Annotated in this window: 18 protein-coding genes and 4 tRNA genes; 10 read left to right on the top strand and 12 right to left on the bottom strand. The window is 61.1% G+C overall.

Features of this window, described 5'->3' with window-relative positions; all coding sequences use genetic code 11:
• The first annotated feature begins 79 nt into the window (after window positions 1-79).
• The gene (locus tag K3759_RS10715; RefSeq protein WP_259981712.1) at window positions 80-781 is read left to right on the top strand and encodes an SIMPL domain-containing protein; all 702 of its coding nucleotides are present in this window, start codon (window positions 80-82) and stop codon (window positions 779-781) included.
• A 48-nt stretch (window positions 782-829) separates the two neighbouring features.
• On the opposite strand, the gene K3759_RS10710 is transcribed toward K3759_RS10715, so the two are convergent.
• Window positions 830-2,122, bottom strand: a complete 1,293-nt coding sequence (locus tag K3759_RS10710) for an O-acetylhomoserine aminocarboxypropyltransferase/cysteine synthase family protein (RefSeq protein WP_259981710.1) — start codon at window positions 2,120-2,122, stop codon at window positions 830-832.
• Window positions 2,123-2,199: 77 nt separating this feature from the next.
• Window positions 2,200-3,204 (bottom strand): hypothetical protein, encoded by a 1,005-nt coding sequence (locus K3759_RS10705; RefSeq protein WP_259981708.1) that lies wholly within the window; start codon window positions 3,202-3,204, stop codon window positions 2,200-2,202.
• A 91-nt stretch (window positions 3,205-3,295) separates the two neighbouring features.
• Here K3759_RS10705 and K3759_RS10700 point away from each other — a divergent pair, with 91 nt between their 5' ends.
• Complete coding sequence (locus K3759_RS10700; RefSeq protein ID WP_259981706.1) at window positions 3,296-3,871, top strand: hypothetical protein; 576 nt, start codon at window positions 3,296-3,298, stop codon at window positions 3,869-3,871.
• A gap of 137 nt (window positions 3,872-4,008) precedes the next feature.
• Here K3759_RS10700 and K3759_RS10695 read toward each other — a convergent pair.
• Window positions 4,009-4,092 (bottom strand) — tRNA-Tyr (locus K3759_RS10695).
• Window positions 4,093-4,205: 113 nt separating this feature from the next.
• Here K3759_RS10695 and rlmB point away from each other — a divergent pair.
• Entirely contained in the window at window positions 4,206-4,982 is a 777-nt protein-coding gene (gene rlmB / locus K3759_RS10690; protein WP_259981704.1) for a 23S rRNA (guanosine(2251)-2'-O)-methyltransferase RlmB, read from the top strand.
• 257 nt (window positions 4,983-5,239) lie between these two features.
• Here rlmB and K3759_RS10685 read toward each other — a convergent pair.
• The 6 genes from K3759_RS10685 to K3759_RS10660 all read right to left on the bottom strand — a co-directional run bounded on the left by K3759_RS10685 (window position 5,240) and on the right by K3759_RS10660 (window position 9,439).
• Window positions 5,240-5,314: transfer RNA gene (locus tag K3759_RS10685), tRNA-Gly, on the bottom strand.
• A gap of 156 nt (window positions 5,315-5,470) precedes the next feature.
• A tRNA-Gly gene (locus K3759_RS10680) sits at window positions 5,471-5,545 on the bottom strand.
• Between the two features lie 133 nt (window positions 5,546-5,678).
• Window positions 5,679-6,068, bottom strand: coding sequence for an MAPEG family protein (locus tag K3759_RS10675; protein WP_259981703.1), 390 nt, complete (start codon window positions 6,066-6,068; stop codon window positions 5,679-5,681).
• Between the two features lie 101 nt (window positions 6,069-6,169).
• Window positions 6,170-7,843, bottom strand: coding sequence for a cytochrome c oxidase subunit I (ctaD, locus tag K3759_RS10670; protein WP_259981702.1), 1,674 nt, complete (start codon window positions 7,841-7,843; stop codon window positions 6,170-6,172).
• Between the two features lie 185 nt (window positions 7,844-8,028).
• Window positions 8,029-8,709 (bottom strand): lipoyl(octanoyl) transferase LipB, encoded by a 681-nt coding sequence (gene lipB / locus K3759_RS10665; protein ID WP_259981700.1) that lies wholly within the window; start codon window positions 8,707-8,709, stop codon window positions 8,029-8,031.
• Window positions 8,710-8,755: 46 nt separating this feature from the next.
• The gene (locus tag K3759_RS10660; protein WP_259981698.1) at window positions 8,756-9,439 is read right to left on the bottom strand and encodes a DsbA family oxidoreductase; all 684 of its coding nucleotides are present in this window, start codon (window positions 9,437-9,439) and stop codon (window positions 8,756-8,758) included.
• 218 nt (window positions 9,440-9,657) lie between these two features.
• Between K3759_RS10660 and K3759_RS10655 the strand changes: the two genes are divergently transcribed.
• The 3 genes from K3759_RS10655 (at window position 9,658) to K3759_RS10645 (ending at window position 16,197) form a co-directional block, all read left to right on the top strand.
• A tRNA-Leu gene (locus K3759_RS10655) sits at window positions 9,658-9,743 on the top strand.
• A gap of 296 nt (window positions 9,744-10,039) precedes the next feature.
• A complete protein-coding gene (locus K3759_RS10650) occupies window positions 10,040-11,854 on the top strand; it encodes an autotransporter assembly complex protein TamA (RefSeq protein ID WP_409202484.1) in 1,815 nt (604 codons plus the stop codon).
• A complete protein-coding gene (locus K3759_RS10645) occupies window positions 11,854-16,197 on the top strand; it encodes a translocation/assembly module TamB domain-containing protein (RefSeq protein WP_259981695.1) in 4,344 nt (1,447 codons plus the stop codon). The genes K3759_RS10650 and K3759_RS10645 overlap by 1 nt, the downstream gene beginning before the upstream one ends.
• 36 nt (window positions 16,198-16,233) lie before the next feature.
• Here K3759_RS10645 and K3759_RS10640 read toward each other — a convergent pair whose 3' ends face one another.
• Complete coding sequence (locus tag K3759_RS10640) at window positions 16,234-16,770, bottom strand: flavin reductase family protein (RefSeq protein ID WP_409202483.1); 537 nt, start codon at window positions 16,768-16,770, stop codon at window positions 16,234-16,236.
• A gap of 260 nt (window positions 16,771-17,030) precedes the next feature.
• Between K3759_RS10640 and K3759_RS10635 the strand changes: the two genes are divergently transcribed.
• Window positions 17,031-17,537 carry a DUF992 domain-containing protein gene (locus K3759_RS10635; protein WP_259981694.1) on the top strand — a complete coding sequence of 169 codons (507 nt, stop codon included), beginning with the start codon at window positions 17,031-17,033 and terminating at the stop codon, window positions 17,535-17,537.
• Window positions 17,538-17,603: 66 nt separating this feature from the next.
• On the opposite strand, the gene K3759_RS10630 is transcribed toward K3759_RS10635, so the two are convergent.
• Window positions 17,604-18,176 carry an MOSC domain-containing protein gene (locus tag K3759_RS10630; protein WP_259981693.1) on the bottom strand — a complete coding sequence of 191 codons (573 nt, stop codon included), beginning with the start codon at window positions 18,174-18,176 and terminating at the stop codon, window positions 17,604-17,606.
• 60 nt (window positions 18,177-18,236) lie between these two features.
• On the bottom strand, window positions 18,237-20,192 hold the full coding sequence (gene acs / locus K3759_RS10625; RefSeq protein ID WP_259981692.1) for an acetate--CoA ligase: 1,956 nt from the start codon (window positions 20,190-20,192) through the stop codon (window positions 18,237-18,239).
• Window positions 20,193-20,541: 349 nt separating this feature from the next.
• On the opposite strand from acs, the gene K3759_RS10620 reads away from it, so the two are divergent.
• The 3 genes from K3759_RS10620 (at window position 20,542) to K3759_RS10610 (ending at window position 23,683) form a co-directional block, all read left to right on the top strand.
• Window positions 20,542-21,558: a C4-dicarboxylate TRAP transporter substrate-binding protein gene (locus K3759_RS10620; RefSeq protein WP_259981691.1), complete on the top strand. Its 1,017-nt coding sequence runs from the start codon at window positions 20,542-20,544 to the stop codon at window positions 21,556-21,558.
• Between the two features lie 95 nt (window positions 21,559-21,653).
• Entirely contained in the window at window positions 21,654-22,283 is a 630-nt protein-coding gene (locus K3759_RS10615; RefSeq protein WP_259981690.1) for a TRAP transporter small permease subunit, read from the top strand.
• Window positions 22,283-23,683, top strand: a complete 1,401-nt coding sequence (locus tag K3759_RS10610; RefSeq protein WP_259981689.1) for a TRAP transporter large permease — start codon at window positions 22,283-22,285, stop codon at window positions 23,681-23,683. The genes K3759_RS10615 and K3759_RS10610 overlap by 1 nt, the downstream gene beginning before the upstream one ends.
• Window positions 23,684-23,687: the final 4 nt, after the last annotated feature.

Raw genomic sequence — 23,687 nt, 5'->3', positions numbered from 1 at the left:
TGCGCACCCCTGAGGAGCTTGTCAGCGGTGCATTGCGGTGGGCATATGGCGGCGCATTGATGCACGGAAAGGAACGAACATGCGACTGATGAATTGGGTGGCGCTGGCGTGGATGGCGGGGGCTGGACTGGTCTCGGCCCAGCAGGGGCCAGAAGAGGGCATTATCGTCACCGGCCAAGGCACCATTGCCGCCGCGCCCGATATGGCGACGATCACTCTGGGCGTGACCGAAGAGGCCCCCACCGCCAAAGCCGCGATGGACAAGGTGACTGAGGCCGTGAGCGCGATCCTGACCCAGCTTGACGCGCAGGGCATCGCGGCGAAAGACCGTCAGACCAGCCGCTTTTACCTGCGCCCAGTACATGACCGCCGCCCTATCGAAAATGGCACGCCGCCGCGTATCACCGGCTATGAGGCGGGCAATTCGGTGACCGTGAAGGTCCGCGATCTGGACCGTCTCGGCGCGATGATGGATGCTGTGATTGATGAGGGTGCGAATGATTTCAATGGATTGGACTTCGGTCTTCAAGATCCCAAAGATGCGCTGGCCGAAGCGCGCAAAGCCGCAGTTGCCGATGCCACCGAACGTGCCCGGCAGTTGGCCGAGGCGGCTGGAGTGAAGCTCGGCACGCTGCTGCGCATGACCGAAAACTCACACTCCCAGCCCAAGATGTTCGAGGCCGCCCGCATGGGCATGGCGATGGACAGCGCCGTGGCCGAAGGTGAGGTGGAGGTGCAGGCTGAGGTCTCCATGACCTTCGCGATTGCGCCAGCGCAGTAAGCCGCGCCGCGCAAAAAAACCCGCCGGTTTGCCCGGCGGGGGATGAGCTCAGGCCGTGGCTTTGGCCAGCGCTTGATCCAGATCGGCGATCAGATCGTCGGCATTCTCCGTCCCGATTGAGATACGCACCACGCCGGGTCCAGCACCCGCCGCTTCCTGCTGCTCTTCAGTGAGCTGGCGGTGGGTGGTGGAGGCGGAGTGAATGATCAGCGAACGCGTATCGCCCAAGTTCGCCACATGGCTAAAGATTTCAAGGCTGTTGACCAGCTTCACACAGGCGTCATAGCCGCCTTTGACCGCGAAGGTGAACAGCCCGCCCGCGCCCTTGGGGCAGACCTTTTGCATGCGCTTGTGATAGGGCGAGGATTTCAACCCGGCATAGGTGACGTAATCGACGCGATCGTCCTGTTCGAGCCATTCCGCCACCTTTACCGCGTTCTGCACATGGCGGTCCATCCGCAGCGACAGGGTCTCGATCCCCATCAGCGTGTAATGCGCCGCTTGCGGGTTCATGGTCATGCCCAGATCGCGCAACCCAATGGCGATGCCGTGGAAGGTGAAGGCCATCGCGCCGAAGGTCTCGTGGAATTTCATGCCGTGGTAGGCTTCCTCTGGCTGGCTGAGCGAGGGGAATTTGTCATTGGCTGACCAGTCGAACTTGCCCGAATCCACCACGCAACCGCCCATCACAGTGCCGTTCCCGGTGAGGTATTTCGTGGTGGAATGGACGACCAGCGTCGCGCCGAGTTCGATCGGGCGACAGAGGTAGGGCGTGGCGCTGGTGTTGTCGATGATCAGCGGAATGCCCGCCGCATCGGCCACATCGGCAATGGCGCGCACGTCCATGATATAGCCGCCGGGGTTTGCGATGGCCTCGCCAAAGATCGCGCGGGTGTCATCGTCAATGGCATCAGCAACGGCCTGCGGATCGTCGAAGTCGACGAATTTGCAGGACCAGCCGAAGCGTTTGATCGTATGGCTGAACTGCGTGACCGTGCCGCCGTAAAGACGCGTGGAGGCGACGATGTTCTTGCCCGGCCCCATCAGTGGGAACAGCGCCATGATCTGGGCCGCATGGCCCGAGGAACAGCAAACCGCGCCGACACCGCCTTCAAGCGTTGCAATACGCTCTTGTAGAACGGCATTGGTGGGGTTGGTCAGGCGCGAATAGATGTAACCCACCTCTTGCAGGTTAAAGAGCGCCGCCGCGTGGTCCGCATCGCGAAAGACATAGGCCGTCGTCTGGTAAATCGGCGTCTGCCGCGCACCGGTGGCCGGGTCGGGGTGGGCGCCGGCGTGAATTTGCAACGTGTCGAAATGATGATTGGGGCTATCGGCCATTGGTCTGTCCTCTCAGAAAAACGGATTTCGCGCAGCCTAGGCGCAAAGATCCATCCAGACAACGGGGGACGCAGCCCTCAGCGCATCCAAAAGCCGTTGGATTTGATCCGGTTGCGGATCGCCTGTTCGCGCCGGGGCAGGTTGTCTTGATCAAAGAGCGCGCGCACCTTGGCACCGCGCCCTTGGTACACCATCCGCTTGATCGCATCGCGTTCTTTCAGCAGCTTTTTCATCCAGTTGGGGGCGCTTACGGCCTCAAGCACCTTAATGGCACGGTCGCTTTCACGGGCGTAGAGCAGCGGCAGGAAGCGGTAGTGGCAGGACACCGTGCCATCCAGCAGGCCAGAGGGCAGGGCGTCGCGCCCGCCGCCAAGCGCGTGGATCACCAGCGGCAGTACGATCTGGTCGAGCCAGGGATCAAAGCTCTGCGCGCAAAGCTCAACCGGAGGGTCGTCACGCACCGCAAGCGCGTAGCGCAAGAAAAGCTCCCTAAATTCGCGGGGGCAGCGGTAGTAGAAGAAGCCCGCGTTAAAATAGAGATAACGGCGCCAATATTCATCCGGCTGGCTGAAATCGAGGCTGCTGGCAAAGTCGAGGTCGAATTTGTCGTAGAGCGATTTCCACAGTCCGGTATAGCCCGGCCCGTAAAGCTGTGGCTCTGGCCATGTCCCCTCGCGCCGAAGGGAGGCGGAGGGGCGGTCAAAGTCAAAAGGCACGTCGTTAAGATCACCGGTGATCAAAGTGTCAGTGTCAAAGAAAACAAAGGGTTCGCCCGCGGGCAGGGCGCTGAGCATCTCGATTTTGTTGCCATAGGGGTAGGCGGTGCCGAAATGCTGGCTTTCGAAGGAGATGAACTCTGCCCCGAGGTCCACGAGCGCGTCGCGCAGAGTGTCATTGGCGATGCGCGGGTCCCCGTCCCAAAGCGGGCCGGGCTGCGGCTCCGCTATCAACAAACGTCCTTTGAAGTCGGGGCAGGAGTGCCTCAGGGAGGCCGCGAAAAGCAGCGCCTCATAGGCCAGACGACCCTGTTGGGCCACGATGACGACGTTGAAAATTTGCGGGATACGCGAATTGCGTGTCATACTTGGACGCAGCCTCATGGTTTTCGCCAGTATAAGGGCATGTATCTGCTGGTAAAAGCCACCAATTTAGCGGTCTGCAGGAGGGTACTGGATGTTCGATCTTGTTTTCGCGGTGATCGTAATCAGTATCGGCGGATCACCTGCGCCCTCGGACGGGATTGGCCGACCGGATATGCCGATGACGGTGCAGGCCCCCGCGCGGCCCGCAGCTCCGGCCAGCCCGGCGGCGCCACCGACGCCCGCAGCCCCGGCTCGGGCATTCCACATGGCCGCCGTGCCCCCGGGCTTGGTCGCCGAGGATCAAACCCCCACAGGGCGGTTCACCACCGCCGCGGAGGTGAAGTCGATCCTGAACGCCACGCGTGGCAATTGGACCGCGGTACGGGAGTATAACGGAAAGGACCTCGTCTATGTCACCCATCTGTGGAGTTGGCGCTGCGGGCTGGCCGTCATGGCAATCGCGGTAAACGATGGGCCGATGCAGAACTGGCCGATGCCGCCCTGTCACGACACGCTGCCAACGCCAAATGCGATCCTGGACGTCGATCCGCAGCCCTATCTGACGTTTGATCTCGGTTCCGTCCAAACGGTTCGGATTCAGCTGGTTTACGACGATCTGAGTATGGAGCTGGTCGGTTACAAGCGCGGGGATGTGCTGATCCTGTGAAGGGCGTGCATCGGCGCAGTTGGATGGGGGGAACGAGGGGGCAGCATGAAACGGATTAACTGTGAACCCTTGATGAAGCGACCCGGTCAGATTCTGCCGCATCTCGCAAAAGCGAGGGCCATATAGAAAGGATAAAGTGGTGGGCGACCCTGGAATCGAACCAGGCGTGCGTCTCCGCGAGGGAGTTACAGTCCCCTGCCACACCTTGCGGCCTGTCGCCCACTTTGTCCCGGTGCATTGCACCTGACGTGGGGGCGTGATTACAAGCGACCCAAAGGACCGTCAAGGCGAATTCCCGAGAAATCTTGGGGAAATCGCGCGAAAGGATAAAGAGATGAAGAAACCCAAATGGGTCGTGCAAAAAGAGCAGGACAAAAAGGCCGACGCGGCGCAGACAGTTTGGCTTTTTGGCCTGCATGCGGTGCGCGACGCCTTGATGAATCCCAACCGGGAAAAACTGCAGCTGATGGTCACGCCGAATGCCCAAGCGAAGTTGGAAGATGCCATCGCGGAGGCGGGAATCACGCCTGAAGTCGTTGACCCGCGCAAGTTCCGTCCGCCGCTTGATCCGAATTCCGTTCACCAAGGTGCAGTGCTGGAAGTGAAGCCGCTGAACTGGGGTCGGTTGGAGGATGTCGCCATTGGTGACACTGCGCCACGTCTGTTGCTGCTCGACCGGGTGACTGACCCGCATAACGTTGGCGCGATTCTCCGCTCGGCTGAAGTTTTGGGGGCATCGGCCGTGATCGGTACCAAACACCACTCCGCACCTGAGACGGGGGCGTTGGCCAAGACCGCGAGCGGCGCGCTGGAGCGCCAGCCCTACCTGCGCGTGCGCAACCTTGCTGACGCGATCCGTGCGCTGCAGGACATGGGCTATCTGGTGCTGGGGCTTGATGGGGAGGCGGAGCAGACCATCGAAGGCGCGGTAGAAGGCCGCCGGGATCGTCCTGTGGCGCTTGTCTTGGGGGCCGAGGGGCCGGGGCTGCGTGAAAAGACACGTGAGACAGTGGATGCGCTGGTGCGGATCGACGCGGCGGGCGGTTTCGGCTCGCTCAACGTGTCCAATGCCGCGGCCATCGCGCTTTACGCGAGCCGGGTGGGGGGCTGAGAATCGGCAGAAATTGGCTCAAAATGAGTTTGGGGACGGGGCAGCAGGCTTCGGCCCCTTTGAAAACGGCTGAGGCTTCCTAAATTTAAAGGTGACCGCAGGCCCGGAACGCCTGCCGGCCACCTACTGTCCCTCGTTCCGTACCTATACGCCCCGTGTTCGTCATGGGGCGTTTTTTTGTGTCAGTTTGGGGGCGGATACACAAAAGCCGCCCAAAAGGGCGGCTTTGCGTGTCCTACGGGGTGGTAGGACCAACCTGGAGCGGGCGAGGCGATTCGAACGCCCGACCCTAACCTTGGCAAGGTTATGCTCTACCCCTGAGCTACGCCCGCATCCGGTTGGTGAGGGGGGAATACCCATTCGCGCGGGGGGCTGCAAGAGGTAAAATGCGGCGGCTTGACCGGGTACATACGTTTTTTAAGGGCGACTTTTAGGGGGCGAAAAACACAAAGGGCCGCATCCGAAGAGGCGACCCTGTGCAAACCAGATGGAGCGGGCGAGGCGATTCGAACGCCCGACCCTAACCTTGGCAAGGTTATGCTCTACCCCTGAGCTACGCCCGCTTACCGTCTGGTGAGGGCGAAATACCCATTGGGGCAGGGGGCTTCAAGAGGGAAATGTGGTTTTGGACGGAAAAAATTGCGCAGGGCGGGGGCGCTGCCCCCGGACCCCCGCGGGTATTTGAAAAAGGATGAATCAGAAGAAGGCGTGACCCAGTAGACCGAGGGCCGATACGGCGATCATGCCGAGGGTCAGCACCATGCCGACCTGGCGCAGAATGAATTTTTGCGGGGTGGCGGCAAAGCCTAGAGGGTGCAGGATGCGGCCCGTCAGCAGCGCGAGGCCAAGGGCGTGGACTGCCAGGGCGGGTGCGCCATTAGCTTCGGTCAGCGACAGCAAAATCAGCGCGATGGGCATGTATTCTGCCGCATTGGCCTGTGCGCGCATGCGTTTGAGCAGCGCTTTGTCTCCGGTATCGCCGAGAGAGATGCGATTGGCGCGCCGGTAGGCAATCACATGCCAGCTGAGGCCGAGGAAGACCAGCGCGCAAAGGGCTGCGTAGATCGGGGTGAGGGTGAGAGGCATGGGGTGACCTTTGTCTAGGGCTTTCGCCGAGTGTGACAGTGCAGCGGTGCAAAAGAAAAGGCCCCGCATGTGGCGGGGCCTTTAAAATTGTGACGCAGCACTTAGTGGCTGTGCTGCTTGTCCCAGTCTTCCTGTTTTGGAAGCTGCTCGAACGTGTGTTCGGGCGGCGGGCTGGGCAGGGTCCATTCCAGCGTGTCGGCGAACTCGTTCCACGGGTTGTTTGCGGTGGAGCGGGCGCCGCGGGTCAGCGTGTAGGCCATGATCCCGAAAAAGAACAGGAAGGAGGCGAAGCTGAGGAAGGCACCGATCGAGGACCACTGGTTCCAGTAGGCGAAGGCCTCAGGATAGTCGATGTAGCGGCGTGGCATGCCCTGACGGCCCAAGAAGTGCTGGGGGAAGAAGGTCAGGTTGGCGCCGATAAACATCGCCCAGAAGTGCAGCTTGCCTGCCCATTCGGGGTACATGCGGCCTGTCATCTTGGGCAGGTAGAAGTAGATGCCTGCGAAGATGGCAAAGACGGCACCGAGGGACATCACGTAGTGGAAGTGTGCCACGACGTAGTAGGTGTCGTGATAGGCGCGGTCGACGGCGGCTTGGCTCAGCACGATGCCGGTGACGCCACCGACGGTGAAGAGGAACAGGAAGCCGAAGGCCCAGAGCATCGGTGTTTTGAACTCGATAGAGCCGCCCCACATGGTGGCGATCCAGCTGAAGACCTTCACCCCTGTCGGCACCGCGATGACCATGGTGGCCAGCATGAAGTAGGCCTGCTGGTTCAGGGTCATGCCCACCGTGTACATGTGGTGGGCCCAGACGACGAAGCCCAGAGCGCCAATCGCGATGATCGCCCAGACCATCGGCAGGTAGCCGAAGACCGGTTTGCGCGAGAAGGTCGCAATCACGTGGGAGATGATGCCAAAGCCCGGTAGGATGATGATGTAAACTTCGGGGTGACCGAAAAACCACAGGATGTGCTGGTAGAGGATCGGGTCACCACCGCCTGCGGGGTCAAAGAAGGCAAAGCCGAAGTTACGGTCCATTAGCAGCATGGTGATCGCGCCCGCCAGAACCGGCAAGGACAGAAGGATCAGCCAGCTTGTAACGAAGATCGACCACGCGAAGAGCGGCACTTTGAACAGGGTCATGCCTGGGGCGCGCATGTTCAGGAAGGTGGTGATCATGTTAATCGCGCCGAGGATCGACGAGGCACCCGAGACGTGGACAGCGAAGATCGCGAAGTCCATCGACATGCCTGCTTCGCGCACCGAGAGCGGCGGGTAGAGCACCCAGCCCACGCCGGAGCCGAGCTGGCCGTTGCCGCCCGGGGTCAGGATCGAGCAGACCGCCAGCGTCGTGCCGGCCACATAGAGCCAGAAGCTGAGGTTGTTCATCCGCGGGAAGGCCATGTCCGGCGCGCCGATTTGCAGCGGCATGAAGTAGTTGCCGAACCCACCGAAGAGAGCGGGAATCACAACGAAGAACATCATCAGGATGCCGTGGCCGGTGATCAGCACGTTCCACAGATGACCGTTCGGCGTACATGCAGCGGCACTATCCGCGATGAAACGCGCGCCTTCCATACACATGTATTGAACGCCGGGATCCATGAGCTCAAGGCGCATGTAAACGGTGAATGCCACCGAGATAAGACCCACGAAAGCCGAGACGATCAGGTACAAAATACCGATGTCTTTGTGGTTGGTGGACATGAACCACCGGGTGAAGAACCCCCGGTCGTCGTGATGATCTTGGCCGTGAATGGCTGCGTCTGCCATGCGGTGCCTCCTGCAAATGAATTGGACACATGGCACCATAGGCGGCGCATGCGTAGTCGCGCCCGTTTTAGAGCGCTCGCTTCGCGGGGGCAATGGGCGCGATGGTCGCAGGGAGGGTATTTTTTGCCCGAGTGTTGTGGCCGTAAAATCAAGGTGGGGCGCGCTCGGCACGGGCTCTCGGACCGTCAGGAGGCGATATCGCAACTGCCGACAGGATCGCTTGCAAAGACATCCTCAAAGGTTGCGCGAAGGGCAAGGTCGACATCATCCATTGTCACGGGCAGGCCCAGATCGACCAGTGAGGTTACCCCATGGGTCGTGATGCCGCAGGGGACAATGCCGCCAAAATGGCTGAGGTCCGGCTCTACGTTGATGCTGATGCCGTGAAAGCTAACCCATTTGCGCAGCCGAATTCCAATCGCGGCGATCTTGTCTTCGGCGGGGCTGCCATCGGGCTGCGCGGGTTTTTCGGGCCGCTGCACCCAGACGCCAACGCGACCAGGGCGAATCTCTCCGCGCAGGTTAAATTGGTCTAAGGTGGCGATCACCCAATTCTCCAGTTGGCGCACGAAACAGCGCACATCGCGCCCTCGTGCAGCCACGTCGAGCATGACATAGGCCACGCGCTGGCCCGGCCCGTGGTAGGTATATTGCCCGCCGCGCCGAGTAGGGTAGACGGGGAATCGGTCAGGCTCGGTCAGGTCTTCGGCTTTTGCCGAGGTGCCGGCGGTGTAGAGCGGGGGATGCTCCACCAGCCAGATGCATTCTTTGGCCTCACCAGCGGAAATAGCGGTGGCGCGCGCCTCCATCCACGCCTCGGCGCTGCGGTAATCGGTCAAGCCGTCGGTGATGATCCATTCAACCATAGAGATGCCTTAGCAAGACCTGTGCCGCACCGCCAGAGGCTCTGCGTCAGGCGGCAGCGTCGCGCTCTTCCAAAACCTTGCGCAGCATCTGGGCGTAATTCTCGGCCCCCTGTGCGCCGGTGACGAGGTATTTGCCCTCAAAAATCATCGATGGCACGCCGGAGATGCCCCGCGAGGTCCAGAAATCCTGAGCTTCACGGGTTTGCTCAGCTAGGCTGCCACTGCTTAGCACTTCCAGCGCCTCGGCCTGGTCCAGCCCGACGGAAGCCGCGACATCGGCCAGCACTTCGCTATCGTTCACATTGCGCCCTTGGGTGAAATGCGCGTCGAAGAGGGCCATTTTCAGCGGGTGCTGCAGACCTTTGACCTGCGCCCAAGTCAACAATTGATGCGCGGCGAAGGTGTTTTGCATCCGCGTGTCATCGGAGAAATTAAAGGTAAAGCCCAGATCGCGGCCCATCTGGGATAGCCGTTTGCGATTCTCGACCGATTGGGCAGGAGTCGATCCGTACTTCTCGGCCAGATGCTCAGCCATGTTTTGACCCTCGGCAGGCATCTGGGGGTTCAACTCGAACGGATGCCAGCGCAGATAGGCCCCGACACCAACAGCGCCAAGCGCCTGTTCCAGTTGTTTATAGCCCACGATACACCAAGGACACATGACATCCGACACGATGTCGATTTGCACGGTAGGGGTGTCTGTCGGGGTAGGGGTGGTATCTGCGGGCATAACGAAATCCTTATTGCTTGCCCCACAGATGGCCTGCCCGGCGCGTCCTTTCAACGTCTGAGCCATGAGATTGCACGATATTAAAGAGATCGTGAACGGGGAAAGCGGCGCGAAAAAGGGGCTGTGAACAGCTTTCTGAAACTCCCTGAAAAATTTTGCCGATTGCCTCTTCACAAGCCTCTGGTCTTTGGCTAAACCCCGCCCACCAACCATGGCGTGCGGTCGTGGCGGAATGGTAGACGCGCAGCGTTGAGGTCGCTGTGGGGTAACACCCGTGAGAGTTCGAGTCTCTCCGACCGCACCACCATGTTTTGCAATAGTAAAACGATGGTCGGAACACTCCTGAAAGAAAATTGATCTGAGGCCTCGCCTCTGGCGGCGTGCAGCCTACACTCTTGCTGCGCGGTATCTTGCCGATTCCGCGCCCCAGATACACAGGCGGTGGGGGGGACGCAGTTCACATCTTCTTCATGCATCCGCAGAGTGTTTGCAGCCAAGGCAGCAATGCCGTTTAACGGTTGATGAGAATAAGGCCCGTCCGAGGCGGGCAGAGGAGAACCGGCGCGGAGACCGGGACGACGGGATGCAGGAGGGTAGCGCGTGGCGCATCAAGGGCAGACTCAAAGGGCGGCAGTTTATCTCGCTCTTGGACTTCTTCTTGGCGGGGGCGCTGCTGCGCAGGCCGCGCAATTGGCAATCACAGGTGTAGCGGAGGATTCAGAGCTTTATGCCACCCTGCGCGACGGCTCCCTGCTGGCCGAGCAAACCGATGAGGATGCCGAGCCGGCCACGCCGCAGGAATTGGTCGCCGCCGCACAGGCGGACTATGGCAGGCTTTTGGCGCTTCTTTACGACAATGGGTATTTCGGGCCGACTCTGAAAATCACGTTGGATGGTGTCGATGCCGCTGCGATCCCCCCGGTGCAGCCGCCGCGTCGCATTGACCGCGCTGTGATCACCGTCGATCCGGGGCCAAAGTTCCGCTTTGGCCTGACCCGGATTGCCCCGGTTGCACCTGAGACCGAGTTGCCCGAGGGCTTTGCCACTGGCGAAACTGCCAGCCTTGGTGTGCTGAAAGAAACCGTTTCGACCGGGATCAGCGGCTGGCGCAATGTGGGCCATGCCAAAGCAGCTTTGGCCGATCAAGACCTTACCGCCAAACACCGCGAAAGGCAGATCGACGCCGATCTGCGGCTCGCTCCCGGCCCAAGGCTGCGCTTTGGCGCGCTGACCGTGACCGGCAATGAAGACGTGCGCACTGCGCGCTTGATTGAAATCGCGGGCCTGCCGGAGGGGGAGGTCTTCTCTCCCGAGGAGTTGGACCTGGCCACCGAACGGCTGCGCCGCACCGGGGCCTTTGACGCGGTGGCCCTGATTGAAGCGGATCGGATCGGCCCCAATGACACGCTGCCCATTGCAGCACAGGTGACCGAAGCGCCCAAACGCCGCTTTGGGTTTGGTGCGGAACTGTCCTCGCTTGAAGGGCTGACGCTCAGCACCTTTTGGCTGCACCGTAACCTGCTGGGCGGCGCCGAACGGCTGCGCCTGTCGGCTGAGATCGAAGGGATTGGCGGCAATTCGGGCGGGGAAGACTACACGCTGGCCGCCCGTTTCGAGCGCCCAGCGACGTTTAACGAAGACACGAACTTCTATGCACTGGCGACATTGGAACAGCTCGACGAGGTAAACTTTTTCTCCCGTCAGTTGGACCTTGAGGCCGGGATCGAGCGGATCGCCAATCAAAACCGCACCTATTCTGCGGGCCTTGGTCTGCGGGTGGCCGAGACGGAGGATGCGTTCGGCACCAATCAATACACCCTGTTGACCCTGCCGCTGGGGGCCGAATTTGACTACCGTGACAAGGAGTTGGACGCGACCGAGGGTTATTACATCGATGCCAATATCACACCCTTCGTCGCGCTGTCGGGCTCGGAAAGCGGGCTGCGCACATATTTCGACGCGCGCTATTACCGCAGTTTTGGAAACGAGCGCCCGGTGACGCTGGCCTTTCGCGGTCAACTTGGCACGGTCGCGGGGCCGGACCTGTCTGAGGCACCTGCGGATTACCTCTTTTACTCCGGCGGGGGCGGCAGTGTGCGCGGCCAGCCTTATCAATCGCTGGGCGTTGATCTGGCCAGCGGCGACACCGTGGGCGGGCGCAGTTTCGTCGGCCTCTCTGCAGAGGCGCGGGTGAAGCTGACCGAGAAGATCGGCGTCGTGGGCTTTGCCGATGCCGGCTACATTGGCTCCGAAGAATTCTATGACGGTTCAGGCACTTGGCACTCTGGCGCGGGTTTGGGCTTGCGCTACGCCACGGGGATCGGCCCGATCCGTCTGGATGTGGCCGTGCCCACTTCGGGGCCGGAGGTGGATGAAGATTTCCAAGTCTATATCGGGATTGGGCAGGCGTTTTAATGCGACAGTTTTTGCAATTTCTCACCGCCAGCTTTGTCTATTTGGCCTGTCTCACCCCCGCCTTGGCGCAGGATGACGACAAGGGCTTTTTGACGCGCACCATTCAGGATGCACTTAGCGGGGCAGGGCGCACGGTCAGCATCGATGGGTTCGCCGGGGCGCTGAGTTCGGCGGCTTCTTTTGATCGGATGACCATTTCCGATGACGATGGCATTTGGCTGACATTGGAAGACGTGGTGCTGGACTGGAACCGCTCCGCCTTGCTGCGCGGGCGGCTTGAGGTGGAACAGCTCACCGCCGGGCGGCTTGATCTTGAGCGTCTGCCAGTGAGCGATGAGGTCGACCTACCCGATGCCGAGGCCAAGCCATTCGCACTGCCTGATCTGCCGGTCTCCATTGAAATTGCAGACTTTTCCGTAGACGAGATTAACCTTGGCGAGCCGATCCTTGGCGAAGCTGCGCAGCTTTCGATCAAGGCCAATGCACGGCTCACTGATACGGTCGGCATCGTCGATTTTCAGGCCCGCCGCACCGATGGCAAAAAGGGTGAGTTCGACATTCAGGCCGATTTTGACCGCACGGAGAACGTGTTGGACCTGCTGTTGAACCTGACCGAAGACCCCGAAGGCATCGCCTCCAAATTGCTGAACCTTCCGGGCCAGCCGTCGGTACAAATGACCGTCAAAGGTGCAGGGCCGCTGGATGATTTCGCCACCGATGTCATTATCGCCACCGATGGCGAGGAACGTCTCGCAGGGCAAGTGACGCTGGGCACGGAGGCCTCCCGCCGTTCGAATGAGACGCCGGACCGCCGCGTTCAGGCGGATATCGGCGGCGACATCACTGCGCTGCTCGCCCCGCGCTACCGCGACTTTTTCGGGGATGACGTGCGGCTGGCGTTGGATGCGCTGTTGGAAAGCAATGGCGCTGTCGATGTCAGCAGCTTTACCCTTGCTGCCAATTCTGTCGATCTGGAAGGGAAGGTCACGCTCAATCAAGAGAAATGGCCGACGCTCATCGACATTTCGGGCCGGATTGCCAACCCTGATGGCACTTCGACGCTGTTGCCCATTTCGGGCGATGGCGGCACGCGGGTTGAGGCCGTGACCCTGCGCGTGGATTACGACGCCGCCGATGGGGATCGTTTTGACAGTGCTTTCGACATCACCGGGTTGGACACTGGCGCGTTGCAAATCGCGCAGACGCAACTGGCATTGGAGGGGATCCTCGAAGGCAATCTTGGCAGTTTGGGCCAGTTCCTTGGCGATGTGACCTTTGCCGCCGAGGGGCTGTCACTGACCGATCCGTCGAGCGCCGAGGCGATTGGCGATGCGATCAACGGCAGTGCCAAAATCCGTTTTGTCGAAGGTGAGCCGATTGAGATCAGCGGTCTGACCCTGACCGGGGAGGACTACGGTCTGACCGGTGAGGCGGCGATTGACGGTGTGGATACCGGGCTGCTCACGCAGTTGAAGGTGACGCTCGAAGCCAATGATATCAGTCGCTTTTCTGCGCTGGCAGGCCGCGATGTCGCAGGAGCCGCTGCGCTGGCGTTGAACGGCACGGTAACGCCCTTGGGGGGCATGTTCGATCTGGCGATCGCGGGGGGGACGGATGACCTCAAAATCGGGATCGAACAGGCCGATGCAGTCTTGGCCGGGCGGACCAGCCTCAGCATGGTCGCGAAACGCAATGAAACCGGGACTTATCTTCGGGATCTCGACCTGAAGAACGACGCTATTGACCTGACCGGCAATGTAGAGTTGCGCAGCGAAGACAGTCGCGCGGCTTTGGACTTTACGTTGGCGGACGTCGGGCTGGTGCTGCCGCAATACGAAGGGCCCATCGCGGTCAAGGCGACTGCGGTGCAAGAGGCCCGTGGCTGGGTTGTTGATGCGGTCACCGATGGCCCCTATGACGCGGCGCTGACCGTTTCGGGGCTGGCCACGGGCGAAGACGCGCAGATCGATTTCACCGCTGACATTCCCCGCATCGAAGACTTCGTACCCGAGGCGGATATCACCGGGCCTGTCACGGCCAAGGGCGATCTGCGCCAGACACCGCAGGGTTGGGAGATCAACACCGATGCCAGCGGCCCACTTGACGCGCAGGCCTCGGTCAAAGGGCTGGTCTCGCCACGCGTTGATGTTGCCTTTGACCTGTCGTTGCCCGATATCCAACCACTCGTGCCGCAGCTCAACGGCGGGGTCGAGGCCAGCGGGACATTGGAGCAGACCGAACAGGGGTTTGTCATCGATACCATCGCCAATGGCCCCTACGACAGCCGTGTCTCGGTCGAAGGTCTGGCAACTGGGCCGGATATGGTGCTGAATTTCGATCTGTCTTTGCCGGATATCAGTCCGCTGGCCCCCGGCGTCAATGGACCACTGTCGGCACAGGGAACCGTCCGCCAGGGGGACGAGGGGATCGCCGTGGATGTCGCTGCGACTGGCCCCTATGGCAGTACCGCCATGGTCGAAGGTCTGGCGACCGGCCCCAATATGGCGCTGAGCTTTGACCTGTCGGTGCCCGACCTCAGCCCCCTCGCGCCCGGCGTGAACGGCCCGCTTTCGGCCACGGGCGATATCCGCCAAACTGAGGACGGCATTGCCGTGGATATGAGTGCCAACGGTCCCTATGGCAGCAGGGCCATGGTCGAAGGGCTGGTCACAGGGGAGGTCTCGATGCGGTTCGACGTCTCGGTGCCCAATGTGAACCCTTTCGTGCCAAGTGTCTCAGGCTCCTTCGCCGCAAATGGCGTCGCGCGCCAAACGGAGGCGGGTGTGGTGCTGGATGCCAGCGCCAGCGGCCCTTATGGTGCGCGGGCGACTGTCGACGGCTTGGTGACAGGCCCCAATGCAGCAGTCGATTTCCAGTTTAACATGCCTGACATCGGCGCCTTGGTAGAGCAGGTGAACGGCCCGCTCAGCGTCGCAGGCTCGGCCCGGCGCGAGGGGGAGGCCTGGCGCATCGACACTAATGCCAACGGTCCCGCTGGCACGCAGGCTACCGTGGCTGGATTGGTGAATCCCGATGGGACGCTGAACCTTGATATCGCGGGCAATGCGCCGCTTGGCCTGTCACGGCCCTTCCTCGCCCCGCGCAACTTGCAGGGGCAGGCGCGGTTTGACTTGCAGATCAACGGCCCGGCGGCGCTGTCCTCGGTCAGTGGGCGCATCACCACGAATGACGCGACCTTCACCGCGCCGAATCTACGCGTCGCCCTTCGGGGGATCAATGCGGACGTCCAGTTGGACAACAATCGCGCACAGTTGACCGTAACCGGGCAAGCCGTGGACGGCGGTGAGCTTCGCGTGGCGGGGGCGATCACCCTGACACCGGCCTTGCCGGCAGACATCAGTGTGACCCTGCGCAACCTCGTCTTTGCCGACCCCAGCCTATACAGCACCACGCTGAACGGCGACCTGCGGCTTGCAGGCCCCTTGAGCGGCGGGGCGCAGATCTCGGGTGTGATCAACGCAGGCGAGACGAATATTCAAGTGCCTGCAACGGGGTTGACCTCTATCGGGGACATTCCGCAGATCACCCATGTGAACGCTCCTGCAGATGTATTGGCCACCCGCCGTAAGGCTGGGCTTGAAGGCGCAGATGCGGGCGAGGATCCGACCGAAGAGGCCAGCGGCCCCGGCTTTGGCCTGAACCTTCAGATCAATGCGCCCAACCGCATTTTCGTGCGGGGACGGGGGATTGATGCGGAACTGGGCGGCTCGCTCACCCTCAGCGGGACTACCAACCGCATCATCTCGGCCGGGCGGTTTGAGCTGATCCGGGGGCGGTTGGACATCTTGGGCAAACGCTTTTTGCTCGACGAAGGCTCGGTCCAGTTTCAGGGCGACTTTATCCCCTATATCCGTTTTGTGACCTCGACCGATACCAAGGCGGGCGAAGTGCGGGTGATTGTCAGCGGCCCTGCGAATGAGCCGGAGGTTACCTTTGAATCGACCCCTGCCGCGCCGCAGGATGAGGTGCTGTCGCAACTGCTCTTTGGCCGCAACATCTCGGAAATCTCGGCCTTCCAAGCGCTGCAACTGGCCAGCGCCGTGGCAACGCTCGCGGGACGTGGCGGGGAAGGGGTGATCGCCAACCTGCGCGAGGGCTTCGGTCTGGACGATCTGGATGTGACCACCACCGACGACGGTGCGACCGCGCTGCGGCTGGGGAAATACCTCACCGACAACGTCTACACCGATGTCACGGCGGCCTCAGACGGGACGGGCGAGGTTTCCCTCAACCTCGACATCACCGAGAGCCTGACGGCCAAAGGCACGCTTGGCTCGGACGGCGACAGCAGCATCGGGATTTTCTTTGAGCGTGATTACTGAAACCGGGGGCGCTTTCTGAGGCGCCCTTGGTTGTGGTTAATCTTCGTCGCGCGGGGTAAAACGGCCATAGCGGCCTCGGTCAAACATCAGCCCCGCCGCGCCATCCTCACGCAGGGCAACTTCGCGTACATGGCCCAAGATCAACGAATGATCGCCCGCCGGATGTACGGCGTAAGTGTTGCAGTGAAAACGCGCGAGACAGCCGGCAAAAGTCGGCACCCCGGCGGTATCTTCACCCCAGTCAAAGCCGGAAAAGTCATGTCCTTGACCGGCGAACCGCTGGGCCAAGTTCTCTTGATCCGCGCCCAAGACATGGATGCAAAAGGACGCGGCAGAGGTGAAGCTGTCATGGCGTTTGGAAGAGATCGCAGGCGACCACAGCACCAAGGGCGGATCAAGCGAGACCGAGGCGAAAGAATTCGCGGTCATCCCCATAGGACCCTGCGCGGTATTCACGGTAACCACGGTCACGCCGGTGCCAAACCGCCCAAAGGCACGGCGCAGGGCCGTGGCATCGCCGCTGTCGGGGGAGAAGGGGATCAGATCATCACTCATAGCGACAAGCGGTGCCATGTGGCGGCTGATTTGTCCAGCGGTGCCGGGGCGTTGGGCGCTGTCGGGGGCGCATGAATATTCCTAACTTTGGCGCTCTGCAGGAACCCTTATCTCGGGCGGGCGTTGTGCCTGCGATGAGAGGCAACAACAGCGCCTGCGTGGTGCTGATGCTGGCTGTCGGAAGGGGGCGAGGCACCTGATGTGCGTCGCTCGACCAAGGCACCCGAATGCCGTTCAAAGCAGATAAGGCGCACCGCTGCGCCGGAAAGTGACTTAAGATGATGCATGCAACCAAACTGACCCTCGGCGCCGCCCTGTTGAGCGCCACCGCCTTTGGCTCCACTGCAATGGCCGATGACAATGAGACCGTGGATCACGCCGAAATCGGCTCGCTGTCGTGCGACGTGGGCGATGGCACCGGCTTTATCTTCGGTTCTACCCGTGAACTGACATGTACCTTTAACCCCATCGAAGAAGGGCTCGAAGATGAGACCTATGTCGGTGAGATCAACCGCTGGGGTGTCGACATCGGCAAAACCCAAAACGGCCAAATGTCTTGGCTGGTGCTGGCCCCGACCGAGCAAGAGTATTCCGAAGGCGGCCTGAACGGCAGCTATAAAGGCGTCTCTGCCGAAGCGACCGTGGGTGTGGGCGCTGGTGCCAACCTGATGACCGGTGGCTCCGAAGACACGCTGGCACTTCAACCGCTAAGCTTGAACACCCAGACCGGCGTGAACTTTGCCGTGGGTGTGGGCGAGATCAACCTGCAGCGCGTCGAAGGCTGAGCCTGAGCGATAGCAGTTTAAGAACTGGGCCGTCCTTTGGGGCGGCCCTTTTCTGATGGCGGAACATCACAGCTTTGTAAGCTGATCACCGACCCGAACGCTGCCGTCCTGCACGATTTTGCACAGGATACCGCGCAGGCGATGCGGGCGGTTTTCCTTTCGGTTGATCCAGCGCAGGCTGTCTTGGCCATATCGGTCGCGCCATTTGATGCAGCCGTTGTTGAACTTGTCGCTCACCTCCAAGACAGCCGATCCCGCTTGTAGCCGTGTTCCGACGGGGAGGTTTTCATGGCTGAGGTCCATGTCCACGATCATCGTATCGCCGGGGTGGACCGTATGGTCGCGGTCGCGCCAGCAGAGGTCCATCATTCTTTTGGACAGGATAGAGACTTGGATGCGCGGGTCCGGGCTGCCGTCGGGTAGCGTCAGCCAAGGCTTTTTGGTCCAGCGTTCGCCGAGGATGCCTTTGGCCTCGGTCAGGTCCAGATGCTCTTGAAACTGTCGCAGACCGTAGTCGGGACGAAAGCACAGCTGAAGGATGGGTGCCGCATCTTTCGGGGCGCCGAGAATTTTCGGCAAGGCAGCGTCGCATTCCTCTGCTGTGGCATGCAGCGCGGTTTGGGGGGCGATCTGATCCATGTCTCTCTTCCTATTGCTGCACGGCGCGGGGGCGGGCGGCCACCCGCGCCATGCAACGCCTTAGCGATTCATCCGGTTGTCGATAAGATCATCCACAACGCTCGGATCCGCCAGCGTCGATGTATCCCCCAGAGCGCCAAAATCGTTCTCGGCGATCTTGCGCAGGATGCGGCGCATGATCTTGCCCGAACGGGTTTTGGGCAGGCCCGGCGCCCATTGGATCAGATCGGGCGAGGCGATGGGGCCAATCTCTTGCCGGACCCAGTTGCGAAGCTCGGTGCGCAGGTCTTCGGAAGGCTCTTCACCGCTCATCAATGTAACATAGCAATAGATGCCCTGACCTTTGACATCATGCGGGTAGCCGACCACGGCGGCTTCGGCCACTTTGTCATGGGCGACCAGCGCACTTTCGACCTCTGCCGTGCCCATGCGGTGACCAGAGACATTGATCACGTCATCCACGCGGCCTGTGATCCAATAGTCACCATCGGCATCGCGCTTGCAGCCGTCACCGGTGAAATAATAACCCGGGTAGTCGGCGAAATAGGTTTTCTCGAACCGTTCATGATCCCCCCAGACCGTGCGCATCTGACCCGGCCAGCTGTCGGCGATGCAAAGCACGCCCTCGGCAGGGTTGCCCTCGATCTCTTTGCCCGAGGTCGGGTCCAGCACCACCGGCTTGATGCCAAAGAAGGGTTTCATCGCCGCGCCGGGCTTCATGTCATGGGCGCCGGGCAGGGGGGTCATTAGATGGCCGCCGGTCTCGGTCTGCCACCATGTATCGACGATCGGGCAGCGGCCGTGGCCGACCACCTCGTGATACCAGTTCCACGCTTCGGGGTTGATCGGCTCACCCACAGTGCCAAGGATGCGCAGCGACGACAGATCGCTTTTGGTGACGAATTCTTTGCCTTGCCCCATCAGCGCGCGGATGGCGGTGGGGGCAGTGTAGAACTGCGTGACCTTATGCTTTTCGCAAACCTGCCAGAAGCGGCTGGCGTCGGGGTAGGTGGGCACGCCCTCAAACATCAGCGTGGTCGCGCCATTGGCCAGCGGGCCATAGACGATATAGCTGTGCCCGGTGACCCAGCCCACGTCCGCCGTGCACCAATAGATGTCGCCGTCGTGGTAGTCGAAAGTGACTTCGTGGGTCAGCGCGGCATAGGTGATATAGCCGCCGGTGGTATGGACCACGCCCTTGGGCTGGCCGGTGGAGCCTGAGGTATAGAGGATAAACAGTGGGTCTTCGGCATTCATGGCGGTAGGCGCGCAGTTATCAGCGGCCTTCTCGGCCAGCACGTTGTAGTCCCGGTCGCGCGCTTCGTTCCACGCCACATCGCCGCCCGTGCGCCGCACCACGAGGCATTGCACGCTGGTGTCGCACTGCGCCAACGCCTTGTCGGCATTGGCCTTGAGCGGCGTGGCTTTGCCACCGCGCGGTGCTTCGTCGGCAGTGATAACGACTTTAGCCTCGCAGCCGTTGACGCGGGCTGCGAGGGCATCGGGCGAAAAGCCTGCGAAAACGATCGAATGGATCGCGCCAATCCGCGCACAGGCTAGCATGGCATAGGCGGCCTCGGGGATCATCGGCATATAGATGATGACGCGGTCGCCTTTATCAACGCCCAGATCGCGAAGCACATTGGCCATGCGGCAGGTGGCGCTATGAAGCTCGCGGTAGCTGATGTGTTTGGCCGCATCCTTGGGGCTGTCCGGCTCCCAGATGATCGCGGTCTGATCGCCGCGTGTCTCAAGGTGCCGGTCAATGCAATTTGCGCTGACGTTCAACTCCCCATCCGCAAACCAGTTGATGCTGACCGACCCAAGGTCAAAGTTCACATCGCGCACTTGGGTGAAGGGTTTGATCCAGTCGATCCGCTGGGCCTGTTCGCGCCAGAAACCGTCGGTGTCGGTGACCGAGGCTTGGTACATCTTGTCGTAGGTCTGCGCATCCACATGGGCGCGGGCGGCCATGTCGGCGGATGGCGGATAGGTCTTGGCGGTGGCGTCGGACATGGTGGTTCCTCCCTAGATGTACGCGTCTTGCCACGGGCTGCGGGTCTTACCCTGCTTGCCGTGGCCTCCTCCTGAGCTGGATCATAACGGCCCGTGAAAAGAAGTGAATAAGCAACTGGAATACAAGGGCTTGCCTGTAAAGGTTTTTCCCGTTTTCCGGGTTGACTGTAAATTTTTCGATTTTCGCGGGCAATAGGTGGGCTTTTTCAAAGCCTTGCCAGTCAAACATGGTGCAACTGTCTTGCAGCTGTTGGATTTGCGCGGCATGACGGGGTTGGCAGGCTTGCCCCCACGGGGTAGCCTGTGCGCCAATCCGCTCACTAAGGGCGGGCATCTAGGGAGAGATATCATGAAAAACCTGCTGAGCGGCGCCGCCGCCTGTGCGCTGAGCGTTGCCTTTGTAAGCGAAGCTGCCGCGACCGAATGGAACGCCTCCGTCTGGGGCAAGCGCCGCGCCTTCACCGAGCATGTCGAAAAGATCGCCGAACTGGTGAGCGAAAAGACCAACGGTGAATTCACCATCAACGTCAGCTACGGCGGCCTGTCCAAGAACCGTGAAAACCTCGACGGTATCTCTATCGGTGCTTTCGAGATGGCCCAGTTCTGCGCCGGCTACCACGCGGACAAGAACCGCGCGATCACCGTGCTGGAACTGCCCTTCCTCGGCGTCAGCAACCTTGAAGAAGAAGTTGCCGTCAGCCGTGCCGTCTATGCGCACCCCGCCGTGGCCAAAGAGATGGCGCAGTGGAACGCCAAAATGCTGATGACCTCGCCCATGCCGCAGTACAACCTTGTCGGCACCGGCGATCCGCGCACCACATTGGAAGATTTCGACGGCATGCGCGTGCGCGCCACCGGTGGTCTGGGTAAAGCATTCGAAGCCGTTGGCGGTGTGCCGACATCCGTGACCTCTTCGGAAGCCTATAACGCGATGGAGTCCGGTGTGGTTGACACCGTGGCCTTTGCTCAGCACGCGCATCTGTCCTTTGGCACGATCAACAAAGCCGACTGGTGGACCGCAAACCTCAACCCCGGCACTGTGAATTGCCCGGTCGTGGTGAATATTGACGCCTATGAAGCGCTGACCGACGCAGAGCGTGAAGCCCTTGACGGCTCCGTTGATGAGGCGCTGGATCACTACCTCGCCAACTATGGTGAGTTGCTCAAAAGATGGGATGCCATCCTTGAGGAAAAGGGTGTCGAGAAGGTCGAATTCTCCCCTGAGGTGATTGCCGAGTTCAAGGCCAAGGCTGCCGACCCTGCACGTGAAGCATGGATCAAAGACATGGAAGCCCAAGGCATTCCGGGTCAGGAGCTCTATGACCTCGTGATGGAAACACTGGAAAAAGAACGCGCGTCGAACTAAGACCTGCGCGCATGACTAAGAGGGCCGTGCGGCAAACCGCGCGGCCCTTTCGACTTCCAAAACGAAACAAACAGACTTTCTGAAAAGGAGAGCCGATGGCCGGATCATCCGCCGTGCTGGAGGACAGCAGCCTCCTCAGCCGCCTCGACCGGGGCCTGCTGAAGCTAGAGACCATCTTTGCCCTGATCTCGGGGATTGCCGTTTTCATGTTGATGGTGCTGGCCGTTTGGTCCGTGGGGGGGCGCAAGTTCTTTGCCACGCCGCTGGCGGGCTATGTCGACTGGATCGAAGCGGCGATGCCGTTCATCGCCATCATGGGCATTGCCTATACCCAACGTATGGGCGGGCATGTGCGCATGGACATCCTGATTGGCCAGCTTAAGGGCCGCGCGCTTTGGGCGGCGGAACTGCTGTCGGTGGTGCTGATCCTTCTGTTGATGCTGGCGCTAACGTGGGGCGCTTGGGCGCATTTTGACCGCAGCTTTGATATGGCGGCCCCGATGTGGAGCCGCGACAGCTCGATTGATATCGGCCTGCCGATCTGGCCCAGCAAACTGGTAGTGCCCGTGGCCTTTGCCGTGATCAGCCTGCGGCTTTGCCTGCAGATCTGGGGCTATGGCCGGGCCTTGGTGCTGGGGCTGGAACGCCCCGTGGCCGTGCCGCTGGTGCAATCGGCGGCAGAACAAGCAATGGCCGAGGCCGAACAACTGGATGGACGCGACTGATGGATCCTATTGAAATCGGCCTTTGGGTCTCGGGCGGGATGCTGCTCATGGTGGTGCTTGGCATGCGGGTGGCTTTCGCCGCTGCGATGGCCGGGCTTGTGGGCCTTATCTGGATTTTCTGGGCCAAGAAGGGCATGGAGTGGGACCAGTTGGGCTGGGCGCTGACCGTGGCGATCAAGACTGCGGGGCAGGTACCGCATTCCAAAGTGTCGAGCCAGACCCTCTCGCTCATCCCCACCTTCATCCTGATCGGTTTCTTGGCCTATTACGCAGGTCTGACCAAAGCGATCTTTGAAGCCGCGAAGCGTTGGTTCGCTTGGGTACCGGGCGGTTTGGCGGTCTCGACTGTCTTCGCCACGGCAGGCTTCGCGGCCGTGTCGGGTGCTTCGGTTGCGACGGCAGCGGTCTTTGCCCGTATCGCCATCCCCGAAATGCTTAAGATCGGCTATAACAAGCAATTCGCCGCGGGCGTCGTGGCGGCAGGGGGCACGCTGGCCTCATTGATCCCGCCCTCGGCGATCCTCGTGATCTATGCGATCATTGTTGAGCAGGACGTGGGCAAGCTGCTCTTGGCGGGCTTCATCCCCGGTGCATTCTCGGCAGTTGTCTATGCCATCCTAATCATCGGCATCGCCATGATCTGGAAGAACGTCGGCCCACCCGTGACCGGCTTTACATGGCGCGAACGCTTTGCTTCCTTGCCGGCAGCACTGCCGATCGTGGCGGTGGTCGTGATCATCATCTTCTTCGTCTACAACCCCTTTGGCGATGCATGGGGCACCCCGACCGAGGGCGGCGCGGTGGGTGCGTTCATCGTCTTCTGCATGGCGGTCTTCCGTGGGATGCGTTTGGCCGAGTTGAAGGACGCGCTGTTGGAGACCGCGAAGCTGACGGTGATGATCTTCACCATCATCTGGGGCGTCTTGATCTATGTGCGTTTCTTGGGCTTTGCCGATCTGCCGGGCGCGTTCGCCGATTGGATCTCATCGCTCGAAACCTCGCCCATGCTGATCCTGATCTGCATCCTGCTGGCCTATGCCGTGCTGGGCATGTTCATGGATGCGATCGGCATGCTGCTGCTGACGCTGCCCGTGGTTTACCCGGCGGTGATGGCCCTCAACGGTGGCGAGTTTGTTTCGGCGGCGGACAGTGCCTTTGGCATGTCCGGCCCAATGTGTGCGATCTGGTTCGGCATTCTGGTGGTGAAGATGGCGGAGTTCTGTCTGATCACGCCGCCCATCGGCCTCAACTGCTTTGTCGTGGCGGGCGTGCGCCCCGACCTCAGCGTGCAGGACGTGTTCCGCGGCGTGATGCCCTTCTTCGTTGCTGACGCGGTGACCATTGGCTTGCTGGTGGCCTTTCCGCAGATTGTGCTCTGGCTGCCGTCCCTCGCGGGCTAGGCAG

This window comes from Sulfitobacter sp. W027, assembly GCF_025143985.1.
GTDB lineage: Bacteria > Pseudomonadota > Alphaproteobacteria > Rhodobacterales > Rhodobacteraceae > Sulfitobacter.
Note: the sequence above shows the minus strand (reverse complement) of the source record. Positions and strands in the feature narration are given on the sequence as shown.